Source organism: Paenibacillus sp. FSL M8-0142 (assembly GCF_038597315.1).
In the GTDB taxonomy this organism is placed as follows: Bacteria; Bacillota; Bacilli; order Paenibacillales; family Paenibacillaceae; genus Paenibacillus_AQ; species Paenibacillus_AQ lactis.
In genome coordinates, this window is the sequence record NZ_CP152008.1 from 4,214,503 (window position 1) to 4,231,992 (window position 17,490).

At 51.4% G+C, this 17,490-nt stretch carries 16 protein-coding genes; 2 read left to right on the plus strand and 14 right to left on the minus strand.

Annotated features, from left to right (window positions below):
- Positions 1-111 precede the first annotated feature (111 nt).
- Positions 112-1,533: a dihydrolipoyl dehydrogenase gene (gene lpdA, locus NSQ46_RS19500; protein WP_040738619.1), complete on the minus strand. Its 1,422-nt coding sequence runs from the start codon at positions 1,531-1,533 to the stop codon at positions 112-114.
- 158 nt (positions 1,534-1,691) lie between these two features.
- Here lpdA and NSQ46_RS19505 point away from each other — a divergent pair, with 158 nt between their 5' ends.
- Complete coding sequence (locus NSQ46_RS19505) at positions 1,692-1,997, plus strand: DUF2627 domain-containing protein (RefSeq protein ID WP_007129745.1); 306 nt, start codon at positions 1,692-1,694, stop codon at positions 1,995-1,997.
- A 157-nt stretch (positions 1,998-2,154) separates the two neighbouring features.
- Here the strand turns inward: NSQ46_RS19505 and NSQ46_RS19510 are convergent, their stop codons facing one another.
- From NSQ46_RS19510 to NSQ46_RS19535, 6 genes are all read right to left on the minus strand, one after another.
- On the minus strand, positions 2,155-2,367 hold the full coding sequence (locus NSQ46_RS19510) for a hypothetical protein (RefSeq protein WP_007129744.1): 213 nt from the start codon (positions 2,365-2,367) through the stop codon (positions 2,155-2,157).
- A gap of 42 nt (positions 2,368-2,409) precedes the next feature.
- A complete protein-coding gene (locus NSQ46_RS19515; RefSeq protein WP_007129743.1) occupies positions 2,410-3,297 on the minus strand; it encodes an NAD-dependent epimerase/dehydratase family protein in 888 nt (295 codons plus the stop codon).
- A 280-nt stretch (positions 3,298-3,577) separates the two neighbouring features.
- Positions 3,578-4,552: a family 43 glycosylhydrolase gene (locus tag NSQ46_RS19520; protein WP_342574436.1), complete on the minus strand. Its 975-nt coding sequence runs from the start codon at positions 4,550-4,552 to the stop codon at positions 3,578-3,580.
- 69 nt (positions 4,553-4,621) lie between these two features.
- Positions 4,622-5,536 carry a carbohydrate ABC transporter permease gene (locus NSQ46_RS19525; protein ID WP_007129741.1) on the minus strand — a complete coding sequence of 305 codons (915 nt, stop codon included), beginning with the start codon at positions 5,534-5,536 and terminating at the stop codon, positions 4,622-4,624.
- 62 nt (positions 5,537-5,598) lie between these two features.
- Positions 5,599-6,474, minus strand: a complete 876-nt coding sequence (locus tag NSQ46_RS19530; RefSeq protein WP_007129740.1) for a sugar ABC transporter permease — start codon at positions 6,472-6,474, stop codon at positions 5,599-5,601.
- Between the two features lie 84 nt (positions 6,475-6,558).
- Positions 6,559-7,797 (minus strand): extracellular solute-binding protein, encoded by a 1,239-nt coding sequence (locus NSQ46_RS19535; RefSeq protein ID WP_186311072.1) that lies wholly within the window; start codon positions 7,795-7,797, stop codon positions 6,559-6,561.
- Positions 7,798-8,083: 286 nt separating this feature from the next.
- On the opposite strand from NSQ46_RS19535, the gene NSQ46_RS19540 reads away from it, so the two are divergent.
- Complete coding sequence (locus tag NSQ46_RS19540) at positions 8,084-8,986, plus strand: ArsR family transcriptional regulator (RefSeq protein WP_028403680.1); 903 nt, start codon at positions 8,084-8,086, stop codon at positions 8,984-8,986.
- 371 nt (positions 8,987-9,357) lie between these two features.
- Here the strand turns inward: NSQ46_RS19540 and spo0A are convergent, their stop codons facing one another.
- The 7 genes from spo0A to dxs form a co-directional block, all read right to left on the minus strand.
- Entirely contained in the window at positions 9,358-10,161 is an 804-nt protein-coding gene (gene spo0A / locus NSQ46_RS19545) for a sporulation transcription factor Spo0A (protein WP_007129737.1), read from the minus strand.
- 198 nt (positions 10,162-10,359) lie between these two features.
- A complete protein-coding gene (gene spoIVB / locus NSQ46_RS19550; RefSeq protein ID WP_007129736.1) occupies positions 10,360-11,697 on the minus strand; it encodes a SpoIVB peptidase in 1,338 nt (445 codons plus the stop codon).
- Positions 11,698-11,797: 100 nt separating this feature from the next.
- The gene (gene recN, locus NSQ46_RS19555) at positions 11,798-13,537 is read right to left on the minus strand and encodes a DNA repair protein RecN (protein WP_007129735.1); all 1,740 of its coding nucleotides are present in this window, start codon (positions 13,535-13,537) and stop codon (positions 11,798-11,800) included.
- Positions 13,538-13,590: 53 nt separating this feature from the next.
- The gene (gene argR / locus NSQ46_RS19560) at positions 13,591-14,040 is read right to left on the minus strand and encodes a transcriptional regulator ArgR (protein WP_007129734.1); all 450 of its coding nucleotides are present in this window, start codon (positions 14,038-14,040) and stop codon (positions 13,591-13,593) included.
- A 22-nt stretch (positions 14,041-14,062) separates the two neighbouring features.
- Positions 14,063-14,554, minus strand: a complete 492-nt coding sequence (locus NSQ46_RS19565; RefSeq protein WP_007129733.1) for a hypothetical protein — start codon at positions 14,552-14,554, stop codon at positions 14,063-14,065.
- 69 nt (positions 14,555-14,623) lie between these two features.
- The gene (locus NSQ46_RS19570; RefSeq protein ID WP_007129732.1) at positions 14,624-15,490 is read right to left on the minus strand and encodes a TlyA family RNA methyltransferase; all 867 of its coding nucleotides are present in this window, start codon (positions 15,488-15,490) and stop codon (positions 14,624-14,626) included.
- Positions 15,491-15,509: 19 nt separating this feature from the next.
- A complete protein-coding gene (dxs, locus tag NSQ46_RS19575; protein WP_342574438.1) occupies positions 15,510-17,417 on the minus strand; it encodes a 1-deoxy-D-xylulose-5-phosphate synthase in 1,908 nt (635 codons plus the stop codon).
- Positions 17,418-17,490: the final 73 nt, after the last annotated feature.

The following is a 17,490-nucleotide window of genomic DNA, read 5'->3' on the forward strand; positions in this document are numbered from 1 at the left end:
TAGCATATCAGAGCAAGTATTAAAACCTGGTACTAAGACTTGGCTTAATGTTATTATAATCCCTTTTTAACCAAAAAGAAATGAGGGATTCCACAAAGAATGCCTTTAGGCCTATAAACCGATCGATTTTCCGTCCACGGCCAGCATCGCTTCGCCTATGATTTCCGACAAAGACGGGTGCGCATGAACCGCTGCTCCTACTTCCCAAGGCGTGGCATCCAGCACCTGCGCAAGTGCCGCTTCCCCGATCAGCTCCGTAACGTGCGGACCGATCATATGCACGCCCAAAATATCCTGCGTCTCCTGATCGGCGATCACTTTTACAAAGCCTTCCTGCGTCCCGTTGACCAGCGCTTTGCCGATCGCGGAGAATGGAAACTTGCCGACCTTGACCGCATGCCCGCGATCCCGGGCTTCCTTCTCCGTAAGGCCAACGCTGGCCGCCTCAGGACGGGAATAAATGCAGCGCGGAATCCACTCTTTGCGATAAGTCATATGGGCCTCGCCTGCCAGATGATTCACGGCCGTGATCCCCTCATGGCTGGCGGCATGTGCAAGCTGAAGACCGCCAATGCAGTCGCCGATCGCATAAATATGCGGTTCGGTCGTCTGCATGTTCGCATTCACGGCAATGACTCCGTTCTCCACGCGGACATCGGTATTCTCCAGGCCGATCTGGTCGGTATTGCCAACCCTTCCTACGGACATCAAAAGCTTGTCGGCTGTCAGCGTCCTGCTCTCGCCGTCATGCTCGAGCATAATCGTAACGCGTCCTTCTTGAACCTCGCAGGTTTCGATCAGCAGCTTGGCGCCTGTCAGGATGTTGACGCCCCTTCCGGCAAGCTGCTTCTTAAGCTCCCGTCCGATCTCTTCATCCTCCGCTGGCACAAGATGCGTCGCCGCCTCGACCACGGTGACGTTCACGCCGAAATCATTCAGCATCGAGGCCCATTCCACGCCGATAACGCCGCCTCCGACAATGATGATGGATTCAGGGAGCTCCTCCATCTGGAGTGCATGGTCGCTGGTCAGGATATGTACGCCGTCCGGCTCAAGCCCGGGCAGATGACGTGGTCTGGAACCGGTGGCAATAATCAGATGGGTTGGAACGACCGTCTCCATCTCGCCGTCCGGAAGCTCCACAGCTACCGCCCCGCTCCGCGGCGAGAAGATGGAAGGCCCGATGACTCTCCCTTTTCCTTGGACCACGGTAATTTTATTTTTCCGCATCAAATATTGAACGCCTTGATACAGTTTATGAACGATGCCTTCTTTCCTCTGCTGCACTTTGCCAAACGATAAACGGACGCCGTCTGACTCGATGCCGTAACGCTCGCTATCCTTCATCTCTGCAAATAGCTCGGCGCTCCGAAGCAAGGCTTTACTCGGAATACATCCGCGATGCAGGCAGGTTCCTCCGAGCTTGTCCTGTTCAATGATGACCACATTTTTTCCAAGCTGGGCCGCCCGGATGGCTGCAACATATCCTCCGGTCCCCCCGCCAAGTATCGCTACATCACATGTAATTGCCACAATCGGCACCTCCAACATAAGTCCAGTTTCTCTCTCATTGTACTCTCTTTTTAGCTGAACACAAAATCGAAAGACACCTAAACCAAATAGACATCTCCTATGGAAAAAGGTATGATAAACGATAGAACTTTACATCAGTCTCAGGAAGGAATCTCCTTATGAAAATGATTATTTCCCGGTTTATCGCCATTCTTATATTGGTCGTTCCCGGCTTTATGGCGATGAAAGGCTTCTTAATGATGAAAGATGCGGTGTTCCTATATATCGCCGTCCATGGAGATGATCGCGTGACCAATCCCTCCTTCGGCTGGCTTCCATTCCTTGGCGGTCTTGCGCTTTTTGTAATCGGCATCGGCTTTCTTGGCGGCTGGATTCTGTTTCGTGACCGTAAGCGGAATTATGTCGGCCCCCGGTTTAAGAAGAAGCGTTCCGCACCGAAGCCGGGAACCTCATCCGGAAGCTGACGGAAGGCATGGTCCACTGAGAAAAGGGGATGTCCTTGAGATCTATCAGATCTTTCGGGCATCCCCTTTAGCTAGTTCAACTTCGATTATGAACATTTGAGAATCGAAGTCTTCATTCCTTTTGGACTGACGTTCATATTACAGAATCAGAACCTAACTACTCCATTAGCGCATCCTTCAATTTGCTGGACATTCTCTCCTGCTTCGATACGGCCTTAAGCGCCGTCTTCCTCAGGTTCAGGTTCTGCTTGTAGGCCGTCTCAAGCTCCGCGTACATTTCGTCGATCAGCTCAGCAGCCTCGGGGGAGCATTTTCCGTCAGCCGTCAACTGCTGGATTCGCGCCTTGAAAGCTTCGATTTTGTCATTCATGCTGTTTCTTCCTTTCTGGATAGCCTCACCTGCGCTTATAAGCTACTTTAACCTCACATCGGTTGATAGCTCGGATATTAACCGGGGCATCCAATCCCTTAAATTCCAAAACCGGAAGCCGGCTTCAGACGCCTTCGTGTTGTCCATCGTCCAATTGTCCGGAATTCCGAACGGAGACATATGCTCAGGGGACGCAGACGGGATAAGCGGCGCCGATCTGCCGATCTCTTTCTCGATCATTCCCATAATCTCACGAATCGTTATCGTTCCGTCAGAGCAGGCATTAATCGGCCCTTCGAACCGGGTTGTCCCTGCCCATTGGAGGAACTCGGCAGCCTCCTCCGCATGAATGAACGATATTTCCGCATCAGGCGCCGGCAATCCGATCGGCTCGCCGGCAGCCGCATGCTCGACATGGAACAGCAGCCGCTTGGTATAGTCGTCAGGGCCAAGCACGATCGGGAGCCGCACCGCCGTAACGTTCAGATTATGCCTCCCGAACAGCACCGCTTCAGCTTGCCGCTTTCCTTCCTTATAGCTGTAGTCCTGCTGGTCGTTCATAATAATCGGATACCGGTATGGATCGAAATCCTCCTCGCGGAGCGAATGATCAGCAAAATCATAAACCGACAGCGTCGACGTGAGCACGTAATGGCCCGTTCGATCTGCAAATATATCGGCTGCTTGCCCGGCTTCCTCCGGCGTATAACATATATTATCATACACGATATCCCAATCCGCTTCACCGGCAGCCCGCTTCAGCGCGCCGGGATCTTTCCGATCCGCCGCAATCCGCCGCACATGCCGGCCGAACGGGTCCTGATGGTTGCCCCGCGTAAGAATGGTGACCTCGTCCCCGTTATCGATCAGGCGCTGGACCAGTCGTTTGCCAAAAAAACGGGTTCCGCCCAAGACCAATATATTAGCCATTGCATATTCCTCCCACACGATTTAATGAACCGAAAATTCGCACTGTACCTTTGTTCTCCATTACGGGGCGATATTCCTTCTAAGCTATCCGTCCGAGCTGCCGGTTTAGGGCTGCTATCCCTTTTTTAGCTATGTTTCGACAAGTTTCGTCCAACGTCCATCGTCCAGGATAATCCTGCCCTTATCCTCTCGTTAATGCCCATTAAAACCAAAAAGCTGCCAGCATTCCATTGTACGTAGCAACGGATGTCTGGCAGCTCTTATTGTTCATGCAATCGAATCAGTCGGCGTTGACAAGCTTCGTATCCGGCCGCGGCACGCCGAAGTTCGGCGTACCGTCCTCGTTCCACCGGATCAGCTGTACCCGGGTATGGCGGTTCGGGTCGTACAGCGGATCGCCTTCGATCTCTTTGTAGCTTCGCGCATGATAGACGAGAATATCCTGCTTGCCGTCTTCCGATACGGTGAAGCTGTTATGCCCGGGTCCATACAGTCCGTTGGCCTCCGAGGTAGCAAATACCGGCTCCGGCGACTTCACCCATGAAGTCGGATTCAGCAAATCACTGCTCTCATCCGCTGTTAACAACCCCATACAATAATTATGGTCAGTTGCACTTGCTGAATACGTCATGAATATCCGGCCGTTCCGCTTCAAGATCGCCGCGCCCTCATTGACCAGATATCCCTGCTTCTCCCAATCATATTCCGGCCTGGAGATAAGGACCTGCTCTCCCTTGAGTGTCCATGGATTCTCCATTTCCGAGATATACAGATTGGAGTTCCCGGGAATGCCGGGATCCTTCTGAGCCCACACATAGTACCGTGTACCGCGATGCTCGAACGTTGTGGCGTCCAAGGCAAAAGACTCCCATTTCGTCACAACCTGCCCTTTCTCGACCCACTCGCCTTCAAGGGGATTCGCAGCTTCATTCTCGAGCACAAACATGCGATGATCGAATAATCCGTCTCTAGTTTCGGATGTATGCGCAGCGGCATAATACACATACCATTTGCCGTCGATGCAATGAATTTCCGGTGCCCAGATGTTGGCGCTCATCCATCCGGTTTCGTGCTTCACCCAGATCGTTGTTCCCTCCGTCTCCGCCAATCCAGAGATGGTACGGGAACGCCGCAGCTCAATCCGGTCGTACTCGGGAACCGAAGCCGTGAAATAATAATAACCGTCGGTATGCTTATAAATCCAAGGGTCCGCCCTCTGCTCGATGAGGGGATTGTTCAATTTCAATTCTGACATGATGATAACTCCTATCCAAGTATAATGATTTTTTATATTTATTGGCTGGGACCCAAAAGGTCTGTTTCCTTAGCCTTTAATCCCGGCATTCAGATTAATCGACTGCACAAAATACTTCTGGGCAAAAAGAAATAACAGCAAAGTCGGAATGATGGCCAGAATGGCCGACCCCATCAATTGCCCGATCATGCGATAATTTCCGTAAATATCCTGAAGCAGCAGCAGCCCCGCAGTAACCGGCATTTTCTCGACATCGGTATATACGATGACCGGCCAGAGGAAATCATTCCAGGATCCGGTAAAGGAAAACAGCCCGCACACGATCAGCACCGGTTTGATGAGCGGCAATATAACGGAATAATAGATCCGGAAATCACCGGCACCGTCAACCCTGGCGGATTCGTCGAGATCCTTCGGAATGCCTTTCATAAACTGGCGGACGAGAAAGATATTCCCCATTCCCGCAAGACCGGGAATAATCATCGCCCAGGACGTATTCACCCAGCCTAAGGCGTCAATGATTTTATAGGACGGGATGAGGTTAACGACGCCTGGAAAGAAGGAAATGCCAAGCAGCGTGAAGAACAGCGTGTCTCTTCCCTTAAAGTTCATACGGGAGTATCCGTAGCCCGTAATTGAAATCACGACAATGACCAGCAGTGTGTGCAGCGTCGCAATAAAGACCGAATTCATCAGCCAGCGGAGGATCGGCGCGGTTGACGTATTTTCCAGGATCGCAACATAGTTATCGAAGATCCAGTTCTCCGGCAGCAGCCGAAAGCCGGTGGTTACGACCTCCGTTTGGGAACGAAAGGATGTCGTTATGCCGAAAATTACGGGAATGACCCATATGACGCATAGAACGATAAGAAACAAATAGGCTAAATATTTCGATATATTCAAGCTGGATGAGGATGACCGGACGCCTTTGCGGTTAGCCGCCCTTGGAGCCGTCTCCGCATCCTTCAACACCGGGTTCGACATGTACAGTACACCTACCTTTTAACGTTTGGCGTTAGATTAGCCGGCCGCAGTTTGCAAAGCGGCTATGAAGCATTCCGATTCATCACGTAATACTGGAATGCCGAGATGACGAGAATGACCAGTCCGAGCAGGACCGCCATGGCGGATGCCATACCGGCAATGGATTCCCCATGGCCGAAGGCAAGCTGACGGATGTACATCATCAACACGGTGGTGCTTTGTCTTGGCCCGCCGTCGGTCATCATTAACGGCTGCCCGAATACGTTGAACGCCCCGGCCGTTGTCATCACGAAGGTATAAATCAGCGGGAAACGGATCGACGGCAGGGTAATGCTTGAGAATCTCCGGATCGGCCCGGCTCCGTCCATTTCGGCCGACTCGTACAGATCTTTGGACACGCCGCTGATCGAAGCACGGTAGATGATCATATTGCCCCCAACTCCACCCCATACCGTGATTACGATGATAATAAGCCAGGCGTAAGGCTGATTGGCCGCCCATACCGTTTCGGAACCGAATAGATTGTTCGTAATGCCGAGCTGCTTGTTAAAGATCAAAGACCAGATCAGCGCTGCGGCTGAAATCGAGATCAAGCCGGGGATATACAGAATGGACTGCATAAGCCCTTTCATTTTCACCTTTTTATGCTCCAGCGCCACCGCGATCAAGAGCGGAATGACAATTAGAATCGGAACGCTTAAGACAACGAAAATCAACGTGTTCTTGATCCCGTTAAAAAACTGCGTGTAAAACGTAGACTCCGTATCAAACAAAATCGTTTTGTAGTTGGCCAGTCCGACCCAGACCGGATCATTGATGAGGTTCCACTGTGTGAATGATGCATAAATACCGTAGATGGTCGGCAAAAAAATAAATACGGCAAACAGAATCAAATGTGGACCTACAAAGAAATAAGGTGTCAGCGACTTCTTTTTCATACCCTTTCATTTCTCCTTTGGGAAAAGCAATGCGCCATGATCGGATGGCACATTGCTTTTTTGCTATCGGTTCATGCGCACGGCCTATTCCGCTGCCTTACTGCCCTCAGCGATTTTATCCTCGACGAACTTTTGCATCGTTTGGAGAGTTTCATCGATATCAACGTTTCCGCGCACGATATCTGCGGCGTACGTATCAACGGCTTCAGCTACGTAAGGGTAGTATTCGTAAGTATAAATGTACAAGGACTCAATTTGTTTATCGCTCGCTGTAAAGAAGGACTGGATGTATTTGTTGTATTCCGGATTTTCAATGACCTGCTTACTTGCGACGATCTGTCCTGCCTTCGCCCACTCCATCGAGTTCTGGCGAATAAACTCCAGGAACTGACCGATTCCTGCTTCCTTCTCATCCGTCCGTTTGTCGTTATTCAGCATCGCGAACAGATGCGAGGAAGCGCGGTTCGTGAACTTGTCCGCATTTGCGGAGTAGATGTTTGTCACGCCGAAATTCAGGTTCTCTACGGCTGCGTGAGCGGTCGAGCTCCAGGTTCCGTCTGTCGAGAACAGCACATTGCCGGATTGGAACATCAAGTAGCCGTCCTCGCCGAACGGTGTCATCAGACCGGCATCGGCAATCTTTTTAATCTCTTGGAACGCCTGCTTCATCACTTCCGTATTTACGGCCGGCTTGCCGTCCTGCTGAATGTCGCCGCCGAGGTTCTGGATCTGTGCCAGCACCACCCAGCCTAACAAGGCATCGTTAACGACATAATCCCCTTCGTCCAGCTTACCTTGGAGCGACAGCATTTCTTCAATCGTTACGACATCATCGTCCAGGAAGCTTTCCACATTGTACTTCTTAAGCAAATCCTTGTTGTAGTACATCGCATTGCTGTGAATATCCAGGGGAACCGTGTACTGGGTGCCGTCGATATTGCCTGTGTTCCAAGCCTGCGGCAAATAATTCTCTTCCTTCAGCTCTGGTTGCGCTTGCATAACACCGGTCATTGGCTCAAGGACCCCTTGCTTGACAAAGCCGGGAACACGATCCGCATGGATGATGGCCAGGTCGGGAACACCCTTGCCGGAGTTGAGAACCGTAGAGATCTTCGTATACATGTCTGATGTGATGACGTGCTTAACCTTATACTCCGGATTTGTGGCATTGTAGTCCTTCACCAGTTGATCCATGTACGCGCCGTCGTCCCCTGTGAGAGGCGTCCAGAAGGTTATCGTATTTTTGTCCCCGCTTCCGCAACCGGATAATACGGATACGGCCAACAATACAAGTATTAATGAAACCCCCATCTTTTTCTTCAACACGTTCTCCTCCTGTTACAATTCATTTCGTTAACCCTTTCATTCAAACGCTATGGAAACGATTAACTGTTGTTCAGTATACATGCACCTTGAAAACGGTGTCAATAACATTTCTATAAATTTAATTATATTATTTTCTATTTGATTAATGTTTTGGTTAATCAAATCATCATTATTTTGATTGATTATTTTGGTTGATTTATGTACAGGTTAACCATAGTTGTGGTATCATTCATATTAGTTAAGGAAGTCAGGAAATGAAATCCAATTGAAAGAAGTGGGATCGATGCAGTTGGAAATAGACAAATCCTCTCTTGTCGTCTATGAAGCGCTGGCGAGCGAGGTTCGAATTCGGATTATCCAGCTTCTCTCCAAAAATAAAATGAACATCAAGGACCTTGCCCACGAGCTTCAGCTCAGCAGCGCGATTGTCACCAAGCATATCAAGAAGCTGGAGGATGCCGGAATCATCAAGACCGAGAAGGTGCCCGGAAAATCGGGTCAGCAGAAAATATCGATTTTGAAGGTCGATCATATCGAAATCAATTTTCCCAAAAAAATCTTTCATTCCTTCGCCTCTTACGAGACCTCGGTGCCGATCGGGCACTACACGGACTATGATCTTAAGCCGACCTGCGGTCTGGCAACCGATAAGGAATTTATCGGAAGAGTCGACGAACCGAAATATTTTATGGATCCGAAGCGCGTGGACGCGGAAATTCTATGGTTCACCGAGGGGTTCGTTCAATACAACATCCCGAACTTCCTCAAGAAGGACGAGAAGCTGCAGCAGTTCGAGATCAGTTTGGAAATCTCCTCTGAATTTCCATTTTCCAATGACGTCTGGCCTTCGGACATTACGTTTTCGCTAAATGGCATCGAGCTCGGCACCTGGACGAGTCCAGGTGACTTTGCGGATACGAGAGGGAAGTTTACGCCGGACTGGTGGCCGCACAATATTAACCAGTATGGGCTCCTGAAGACCATACGGATTACATCGCACGGCACTTATATTGACGGTGACCCGCTGTCCGCGATCTCCGTTCAGGACCTGGATACGACCTGTGACCGTTGGACCTTTCGGATCGAGGTTAAAGAGGATGCCGAGCATGTCGGCGGGGCTACGATCTTTGGCAAAAAATTCGGCAATCATGACCAGGATATCGAGTTTAAGCTCTACTATCTGTAATTATTGCCCGGGAAACGATGAAAAGAGGTTCTTCCTGAAGGTCTGCGGACCAAAGGAAGGACCCCTTTTTTGTTTCAAAGCTGTACTCTCGATGCCATAAGAAAAGCCCACAACACGATGTCCCTAGCACATAGAAAGGGACCCGGTTATGAGCTTCTCATTGGATGGTAAGGAAGGTTTGCAAAGTTCGTTTCGTATTTCAGCTTAAATACATCCGATCGATAATGGCAATTGCTCGAGGTGAATACGGAAAGCTCAGGAGTTCGAACGAAACCGCATATCGGTTATCGAGACATACGAAGTCATGTCCGATAAAGGACTAACGGACACCGGTTCTAATCCCCGTCAGATTTCCGCGTTACACCATCATTTCAAGAGACCTTATGCTCGATTCTCAGCTTATCTGCAACCATCGCGATGAATTCGCTGTTGGTCGGCTTGGATTTGCTGATGTTGATCGTGTAGCCGAACAGATGCGAGATGCTGTCGATGTTGCCGCGCGTCCATGCAACCTCGATGGCATGACGAATCGCACGCTCCACGCGGGATGGCGTTGTCTTGAATTTCTCGGCGATGGCCGGATACAGCGTCTTCGTGATCGCGCCGAGAATTTCAATATTGTTGTACACCATCGTAATGGCCTCGCGCAGGTATTGATATCCCTTAATATGCGCAGGCACGCCGATTTCATGAATGATCGAGGTAATATTCGCATCCAGATTTTTGCCCTTGCCCATTGGTACGACATTGGATTTGACGTTCGTAAACGGCGTGCTGGACGACAGATTGCTTGGGGAACCGACCAGCTGGCGGATCCGGCTAGCCAGCACCTCCATATCGAACGGCTTCAAAATATAATAGGAAGCTCCCAATTGGACAGCCCGCTGGGTGATGTTCTCCTGACCGAATGCGGTCAGCATGATCACTTTCGGCTGCGGGGACAGATTCATATCACGAAGACGCTCAAGTACGCCGAGACCGTCCAAATGCGGCATAATAATATCAAGGATCAGCACATCCGGTACTTTTCCCGTTTCCTCGATCATGCTCAGTACTTCTTCCCCGTTATAAGCGATTCCGGAAACCACCATATCGGGTTGATCCGAAATGTATTCGCCGAGCAAATTCGTAAATTCACGGTTGTCGTCTGCCAATAATACTTCAATCTTTTGCAATTCGTGCTCCTCCTTTATCCGATCACTTAGGATTTTTTGGTTATTTTTCTTGTGTATATGGTTTTCGACAGACGGATTTAAATTCCTTCTGTCGAAAATTATTTTTTCTTTATTTTTTTTTGAAGTTGATTTATAATTAAATATTTTATTTCAAATTAATATGTATTTCGTCGTATTACGACAAAAAATCTCAAGGCATTAACCTGCCTTAAGATTTTGTGTTGGTTTTGATTCTGCAGAGGGTAGTACGCCGGAGTCCTGAAGCATCCACTCGATAAAGCAGCCGTAGCCGGATTTCGGATCATTCACAAACACATGGGTGACCGCCCCGATCAACTTGCCGTCTTGAACGATTGGACTGCCGCTCATGCCTTGCACGATTCCGCCGGTCTTTTTGAGAAGCCTAGGATCCGTGATCCGGAGTACAAGCCCTTTGGTTGCGGGTGCATCCTGTTTGGAGACATGAACGATCTCAACGGTGAAACGCTCGACCTCCTGGCCTTCGACCACGGTCAGTATTTCAGCCGGCCCTTCCTTCACCTCGTGGGACATGGCGATTGGAATCGGCTCCGTGTACAGACCATGCTCCGGCAGATCCTTCATTTTGCCGAAAATGCCGAAATGGGTGTTGCGCTCAACATTACCAAGCACCTTGCCGTCTTTGGAAAAGGTCGCCCGTTTCTCGCCTGGTTCCCCTTCTTCGCTTCTTGAAATGGATGTGACATTGGATTGCACGATTTGCCCGCTCCCCACTTCAATGGGTGTCTGGGTATTCATGTCGGTAATGACGTGGCCGAGCGCGCCATACACCTTCTGGTGGGGGGCATAAAAGGTTAAGGTGCCCACCCCTGCAGCAGAATCGCGGATATAAAGCCCTAGACGCCAGGTTTTATCGTCCTCGTCGAAAGCAGGACTCAGCTTTGTCTTCATGACCTTGCCGCTGCGTTTGAACGTGATATCAAGCGGTCGTTTGGCTCTCCCCGCCTTCTCCACGATCTCGGCCACCTTCGTTACATCGGTCAGCGGTTTGCCATCCATGGCGGTGAGCAGATCTCCAAGCTTGAGACCTGCAGCTTCGCCGGGAGATACCTTTGCCCCGTTCGAAGCGCGAACGAGATGATGTCCGACCACCAGGATGCCGGAGGATTTAACCTTAACGCCGATTGTCTGTCCGCCAGGGAACACCTTCAGCTCCGGCATCACATTCACATGGACTGTCTTCAAAGGAATTTTACCGAATAATTTCAGGGTAACTTCTGCTGTGCCGCTTTGCTGGGGATATAGCTGGAGCGGCTGCTTTAATGATACTTGGAGCTTCGACGCCCGGGAGCCGTTTAACTGCACCACATCGGGACGATCGACTGAAGCGAGGGCTTGGACGGGCATCGCCACGTCCAGACGGGCCTGCCGGCCGGCAATCAACCTAAGCTCATCAGGCAATGACGCAAAAGATTGGACAGGCTCAGCAGTTCCAAGGTAACAAAGAAGGAAAGCAAGAACGAAACCGAGCAGTTTTCTCCTGAGGTTGGGCTTCAATGGCTGTCACGCTCCCTTTTTCTTCTTTCGCTTGACGAAAAGGTGGTCGCCAATTGCGTACCTTTAAGTTACCCTGCCCCCTGGCTTTTATAACTGTCAATCATTGACCCGAAGCCGTTCTGGAAGCCTTTTGCGCCGCCGCCAGATTGAGCATTTCCTGGGCATGATGAAGTGTCTTTTCGGTAATTTCGACTCCGCCGAGCATCCGTGCGAGCTCCTTGATCCGCCCCTCTTCGCTTAAATTCTGCACCTGGGTCATCGTTCTTGAAGATACGACCTTCTTCTCGATCAAGTACTGATGATCGGCCATGCATGCCACTTGCGGCAAGTGCGTGATGGAGAATACCTGGCATGTCTTGGCGAGCAGGAACAGCTTCTCCGCGATCGATTGAGCGGCCCTGCCGCTAACGCCGGTATCCACCTCGTCAAAGATCAGGACCGGAATTTGGTCATGCCGGGCGAAGATGCTCTTCATGGCGAGCATGATCCTGGACATTTCGCCGCCGGACGCAATTTTAGCGAGCGGGCGCAGCGGTTCTCCCGGATTCGCCGATATAAGAAACTCTGCTGCATCGATCCCTTGTTTCGTCAATCGGATTCGTTGTCCTTCATATTCGTAACCATCCGGCGCATCCTGAAGCTCCAGACGAACCTCAAACCGGGTTCGTTCCATTTGAAGATCCTTCAACTCACGCTCCACTTGGGTCGCCAAATCCCGCGCACACCGCTTACGCGCATCGCTCAACTTCTTGGCAGCTTCCAGAGCCACAGCGAGCAGCTCGTCCCGCCGTTTCTCCAATCCCTGGATAAATTCGTCCTTGTTCTCCAGCATGTCGGTTTCCTGCTGAATTCTCCCGTAGTATTCCAGAATTTGCTCCACATTATCCCCATATTTCCGCCGCAAACCGGAGATCATATCTAAACGAAGCTCGATTTCATTCAGCCGCTCCGGATTAAATTCAATGCCGTCCCGGTAATCCCGCAGCTGGAACACGGCATCCTCCAGCTGATAATAAGCGGATTGCAGCTGCTCCACGAGCGGCTTCAGCCCTTTCTCGTCATAGGCCGAGACATCTTCTAGCCGACTGAGCGCCCGGCTGACCGCCTCCAAGCCTGATGACCCGTACAGCAGCTCGTAGGCGCCTGCGACGGAGTCCATCATCTTCTCGCTGTGGGACAGCTTGACACGCTCCTCGGACAGCTCCTCGTCCTCTCCCGGCTTTAGCTGGGCCGCCGCAATTTCCTCCAGCTGGAACCGATACATGTCGAGCATCTGATATGCCTTTTGGCTCGTCTCTTGCAGTTCCTTGAGCTCCTGCTCCACCTTGCTGAATTCCGAATACAGCTCCTGGTATTTACGCTTGGCCGGGCCGATGATCTTCTCCCCGTACGTATCGAGCAGGCTCATGTGCTGTTCCGAACGCAGCAGGCTCTGATGCTCATGCTGGCCGTGAATGTTGATGAGCTTCTCCCCTACCTCACGGAGCATACTCAAGTTCACAAGCTGACCGTTAATGCGGGAGGTGCTTTTTCCTTGCGATGTCAGCTCTCTGCGGATCAGCAAATGCTCCTCGGTATCCGCCTCAATGCCTAAATGCGTTAGTGTTTGCCACACGGGATGTGCCGGGGGAAGATCAAACAGCGCCTCAATCTCCGCCTTATCGCAGCCGTACCGGATCAGATCCGCCGATCCGCGCCCGCCGGCAATCAGCCCAAGCGCATCGATGATGATGGATTTTCCCGCGCCTGTCTCCCCTGTAAGAACATGAAAGCCCGGGTAGAATTGTACGTCCACGCTCTCAACAACAGCCAAATTCCGAATGGATAACGTATTTAACATCCCTTTAACCCCCTAAACCCGTAAATCGGATGTATGCCTCGCGAAAACCAATCTTAAGAGATATAGCTTTTGATCTGAGATACAACGTGTTCTCCGTCCTCCTCCGTGCGGCAAATCAGCAAAATGGTGTCATCCCCGCATATCGTGCCCATGATCTGGCTCCACTCCATATTGTCAAGGAGCACGGCTACCGAGTTTGCGGTGCCCGGCAAGCATTTCATCACAACCAGATTGCCGGCCCGGTCAATATATACGAAATTATCCACCAGCGCCCGCTTCAGCTTCTGCACCGGATTATAACGCTGATCCGTAGGCATCGAATATTTATACCTTCCGTCATCGGTCGGTACCTTGATCAGCAGCAATTCCTTAATATCTCTGGATATCGTAGCCTGCGTCACCTGAAAACCCTCGGCACGGAGAGCATCAACCAGCTCGTCCTGCGTTTCGATGTCCTGGTGGGTAATGATATCCCTGATTTTAATATGGCGTTGTCCCTTCATATTCGTAAGAGCCTCCCGAAATTTAGGTGTTGTATTCGTCATTTCCATTCCATTCCTCATCGGACCAATCCATGGTGAGTCGGTGCACTTCCTGCTCGTTCATATCTACATACAGGAGCCCGGCACACTCCGGGTACAGCAGCAGGTAAGGCATCAGCCGATCCCGGATACCCGCCCCTGTCCAGTCCACCGGCATCCGTTCACGTGCCAGTTTAACCATATACAGCTCCCCGTTGCTGCCGGATGCGACGTAATCAATGAATAGTCTGCTGCGAATCGGCTTGTGTCCCGTGTCAAACGACAGATTTACCTTTACTTTACCCCCGACAACCTCATATCCTTCCTGTTCAAGCAACCCAATGACTGGGTGATCCGGAATGCGGTCATTGATCGGGATTCCCGGGAGCAGGTCGGGCTGCGGTGACATCAGCCAGCGGTTGACCCTGTAGCCGATCAAGAGCACGATCACGATGCCAAGCAGCACCATCAACAATCCATCATAACGCTCATTCATCCTCTCACCTCGAATTTTGATATTCGCGGATGGGAACATAAATTCCTCTTTTTCAGCAAAAGAAACCCATCATTTCGATGAGTTTCCCGTGAATGTATGAGCTGCTTGCTTAACAATGCTGTCGATCCATTGATCCAGCTCGGCATGATCCATGTGCTGAACCGGTTCTTCCGTTTCAGCCGCGTCCTCCGGCTCAAGCCGCCAGTGGGCCAGGAATTCAATATTGCCTTCGCCGCCCGTGATGGGCGAGAAGGTCAGATTGTTCAGCCTGAATCCGATATCTTCAGCAAAATGAAGCACCTGCGTTAAAACTTCCTTGTGTACTTTGGGGTCTCGGACAACACCGGATTTACCGACCTTCTCCCGTCCTGCCTCGAATTGCGGCTTGATTAAAGCTGCCACATCTCCGGGTCTGTCCAGAAGCGTCTTGAGCGTCGGCAAAATGATACGCAGCGAAATAAAAGATACATCGATGCTGGCGATATCCGGCCGGGGGCCTTTCAGATCCTCGGGTGTCATGTAGCGGAAATTCGTCCGCTCCATGACGCATACACGTTCATCGTTCCGGAGCGACCAATCGAGCTGATTGTATCCGACATCGATCGCATAGACGTAGCTGGCTCCATGCTGAAGCGCACAATCGGTAAAACCGCCGGTGGATGAGCCGATATCCAGCATCGTTCTGCCCTTCATATCGAGACCGAAATGAGAGATCGCCTTCTCAAGCTTAAGACCTCCCCGGCTTACATAAGGATGCACAGAGCCCTTTACTTTCAGCTCCGTCGTACGCGGGATTTTCATGCCGGCTTTCTCGATTCGCTCGGTTCCGGCATAGACCAGACCCGCCATAATGGCAGACTTGGCTTTCTCCCTGCTATCATAATATCCCTGCTCCACAAGCAGGACATCAACACGTTCCTTGTGAGATGATTCCATAAAACACTCCTGATGGTTTCTAAGACGTAAAACTTCTCTTCCCGAGCGTAGCCGTACGAGCAGTTTTGAGACTGCGGATTTCGTTGCATACCGCCTCCAGCGTCAATCCGACCTCTTCCCGCTGCTCTTGGATGCTGCCGTGCTCAATGAACCTGTCCTCAATCCCCATTAACGAGACAACCGCGTCATGAATACCTTGCTCGGCAAAGTACTCCAGCACGCTGCTGCCAAGGCTGCCGGCCTGCGAAACCTCCTCCAGAACGATCATGCTCGTTCCGGACGCCGCCAGCTTCTTCAGCATATCGCCGTCAAGCGGCTTCAAGAAACGCGCATTCACAACCTCAACGGAAATGCCCTCCCGCTTAAGCAGATCGGCCGCTTCTTCGGCCAGCTGCACCATTGGACCGGCCGCCAAAATCGCGTAGCCCTCGCCGCGGCGGACTGTTTCCCATGTACCGATCGGGATCGGCTTGAGCTTCGGATCCAACGGAACGCCGCGGACATTGTTCCGCGGATAGCGATAGGCGATCGGCCCGTCGTTATAGTCAAGCGCCGTCTTCATCATATGGCGAAGCTCATTCTCGTCCTTCGGCATCATGATGACGATGTTCGGAATATGGCGCATAAAGGCCACATCGTACACCCCTTGATGGGTCTCGCCGTCAGCGCCGACAAAGCCCGCACGGTCGATGGCGAACATCACGTTGGCATTGTGGCGGCAGATATCGTGGACGATCTGGTCGTATGCCCGCTGCATGAAGGTGGAATATACCGCAAATACCGGCTTCAAGCCTTCCATGGCCAGTGCGGCACAAAGCGTCGCCGCATGCTGCTCGGCAATGCCGACATCGATCATCCGGTCCGGGAACTTCTTGCCGAACGGAATCAAGCCCGAGCCGCCCGGCATTGCCGGCGTGACCGCAACGATGCGCTCATCCTGTTCGCCGAGCTCAACGAGCGTTTGTCCGAACACTTCCGTATACATCGGATTGCCTACCGCTTTCAGCACTTGGCCGGATTCGATCTTGTACGGCGTGATGCCGTGCCACTTATGGGAATCCGATTCGGCAGGACGGTAGCCTTTGCCCTTGGTGGTTACCGCATGAATCAGCACCGGCCCGTCGACATTGTCGGCCTGCTGCAGCGTATCGATCAGCTTGCTCAAATCATGACCGTCCACAGGTCCCAAATACGTAAATCCAAGCTCCTCGAACAAAACGCCGGGAACCATCATATATTTGAGGCTGTCCTTCATTTTCTCCGCGGTCTTCGCCAGCTTGCCGCCGATCGCCGGAATTTTCTTGAGCAGCATCTCGACCTCGTCCTTCGCCCGCAAATAATAGCGGTCCGAGCGGATTTTGCTCAAATAGTTATGCATCGCCCCGACGTTCGGAGCAATCGACATTTCATTATCGTTCAGGATGACCATCAGCTTCTTCCGCTCATGGCCGATATGATTCAGGGCCTCAAACGCCATCCCGCCCGTAAGGGCGCCATCGCCGATGAGCGCGATTACCCGGTTGTTGTCGCCTTTCAAATCCCGCGCCATCGCCATGCCCATCGCTGCCGAGAGGGAAGTGCTGCTGTGGCCGGCTTCCCAGACGTCATGCTCGCTTTCCGCACGTTTCACAAAACCGCACAAGCCCTTGTATTTACGCAAGGTGTCGAATTTATCCATCCGTCCCGTCAATATCTTATGGACATAGGCTTGATGGCCCACGTCAAAAATCATCTTGTCACGAGGGCTGTCAAAGCAATAGTGCAAGGCCAGCGTGAGTTCAACCACTCCCAGATTCGGTGCAAGATGACCGCCGGTCACGGACAGCTTTTCAATCAGAAACTGACGGATTTGCACCGCCAGGTCCTCAAGTTCGTCCACCGACAGTTTTTTCAGTTGGTTGGGATGTTTGATATTTGGAAGCAGCACGAAGAATCTCCCCGCTTTCCTTGATAAAGTAAAGTTAGCAATTCATAAACCATGAAAGGCTGCGCTATCATCA

Coding starts and splice junctions, on each gene's coding strand:
- NSQ46_RS19505 (WP_007129745.1), top strand. CDS start 1,692: ATGAAAATGATTATTTCCCGGTTTATCGCCATTCTTATATTGGTCGTT.
- NSQ46_RS19510 (WP_007129744.1), bottom strand. CDS start 2,367: ATGAATGACAAAATCGAAGCTTTCAAGGCGCGAATCCAGCAGTTGACG.
- NSQ46_RS19515 (WP_007129743.1), bottom strand. CDS start 3,297: ATGGCTAATATATTGGTCTTGGGCGGAACCCGTTTTTTTGGCAAACGA.
- NSQ46_RS19520 (WP_342574436.1), bottom strand. CDS start 4,552: ATGTCAGAATTGAAATTGAACAATCCCCTCATCGAGCAGAGGGCGGAC.
- NSQ46_RS19525 (WP_007129741.1), bottom strand. CDS start 5,536: ATGTCGAACCCGGTGTTGAAGGATGCGGAGACGGCTCCAAGGGCGGCT.
- NSQ46_RS19530 (WP_007129740.1), bottom strand. CDS start 6,474: ATGAAAAAGAAGTCGCTGACACCTTATTTCTTTGTAGGTCCACATTTG.
- NSQ46_RS19540 (WP_028403680.1), top strand. CDS start 8,084: ATGCAGTTGGAAATAGACAAATCCTCTCTTGTCGTCTATGAAGCGCTG.
- recN (WP_007129735.1), bottom strand. CDS start 13,537: ATGTTAAATACGTTATCCATTCGGAATTTGGCTGTTGTTGAGAGCGTG.
- argR (WP_007129734.1), bottom strand. CDS start 14,040: ATGAAGGGACAACGCCATATTAAAATCAGGGATATCATTACCCACCAG.
- NSQ46_RS19565 (WP_007129733.1), bottom strand. CDS start 14,554: ATGAATGAGCGTTATGATGGATTGTTGATGGTGCTGCTTGGCATCGTG.
- NSQ46_RS19570 (WP_007129732.1), bottom strand. CDS start 15,490: ATGGAATCATCTCACAAGGAACGTGTTGATGTCCTGCTTGTGGAGCAG.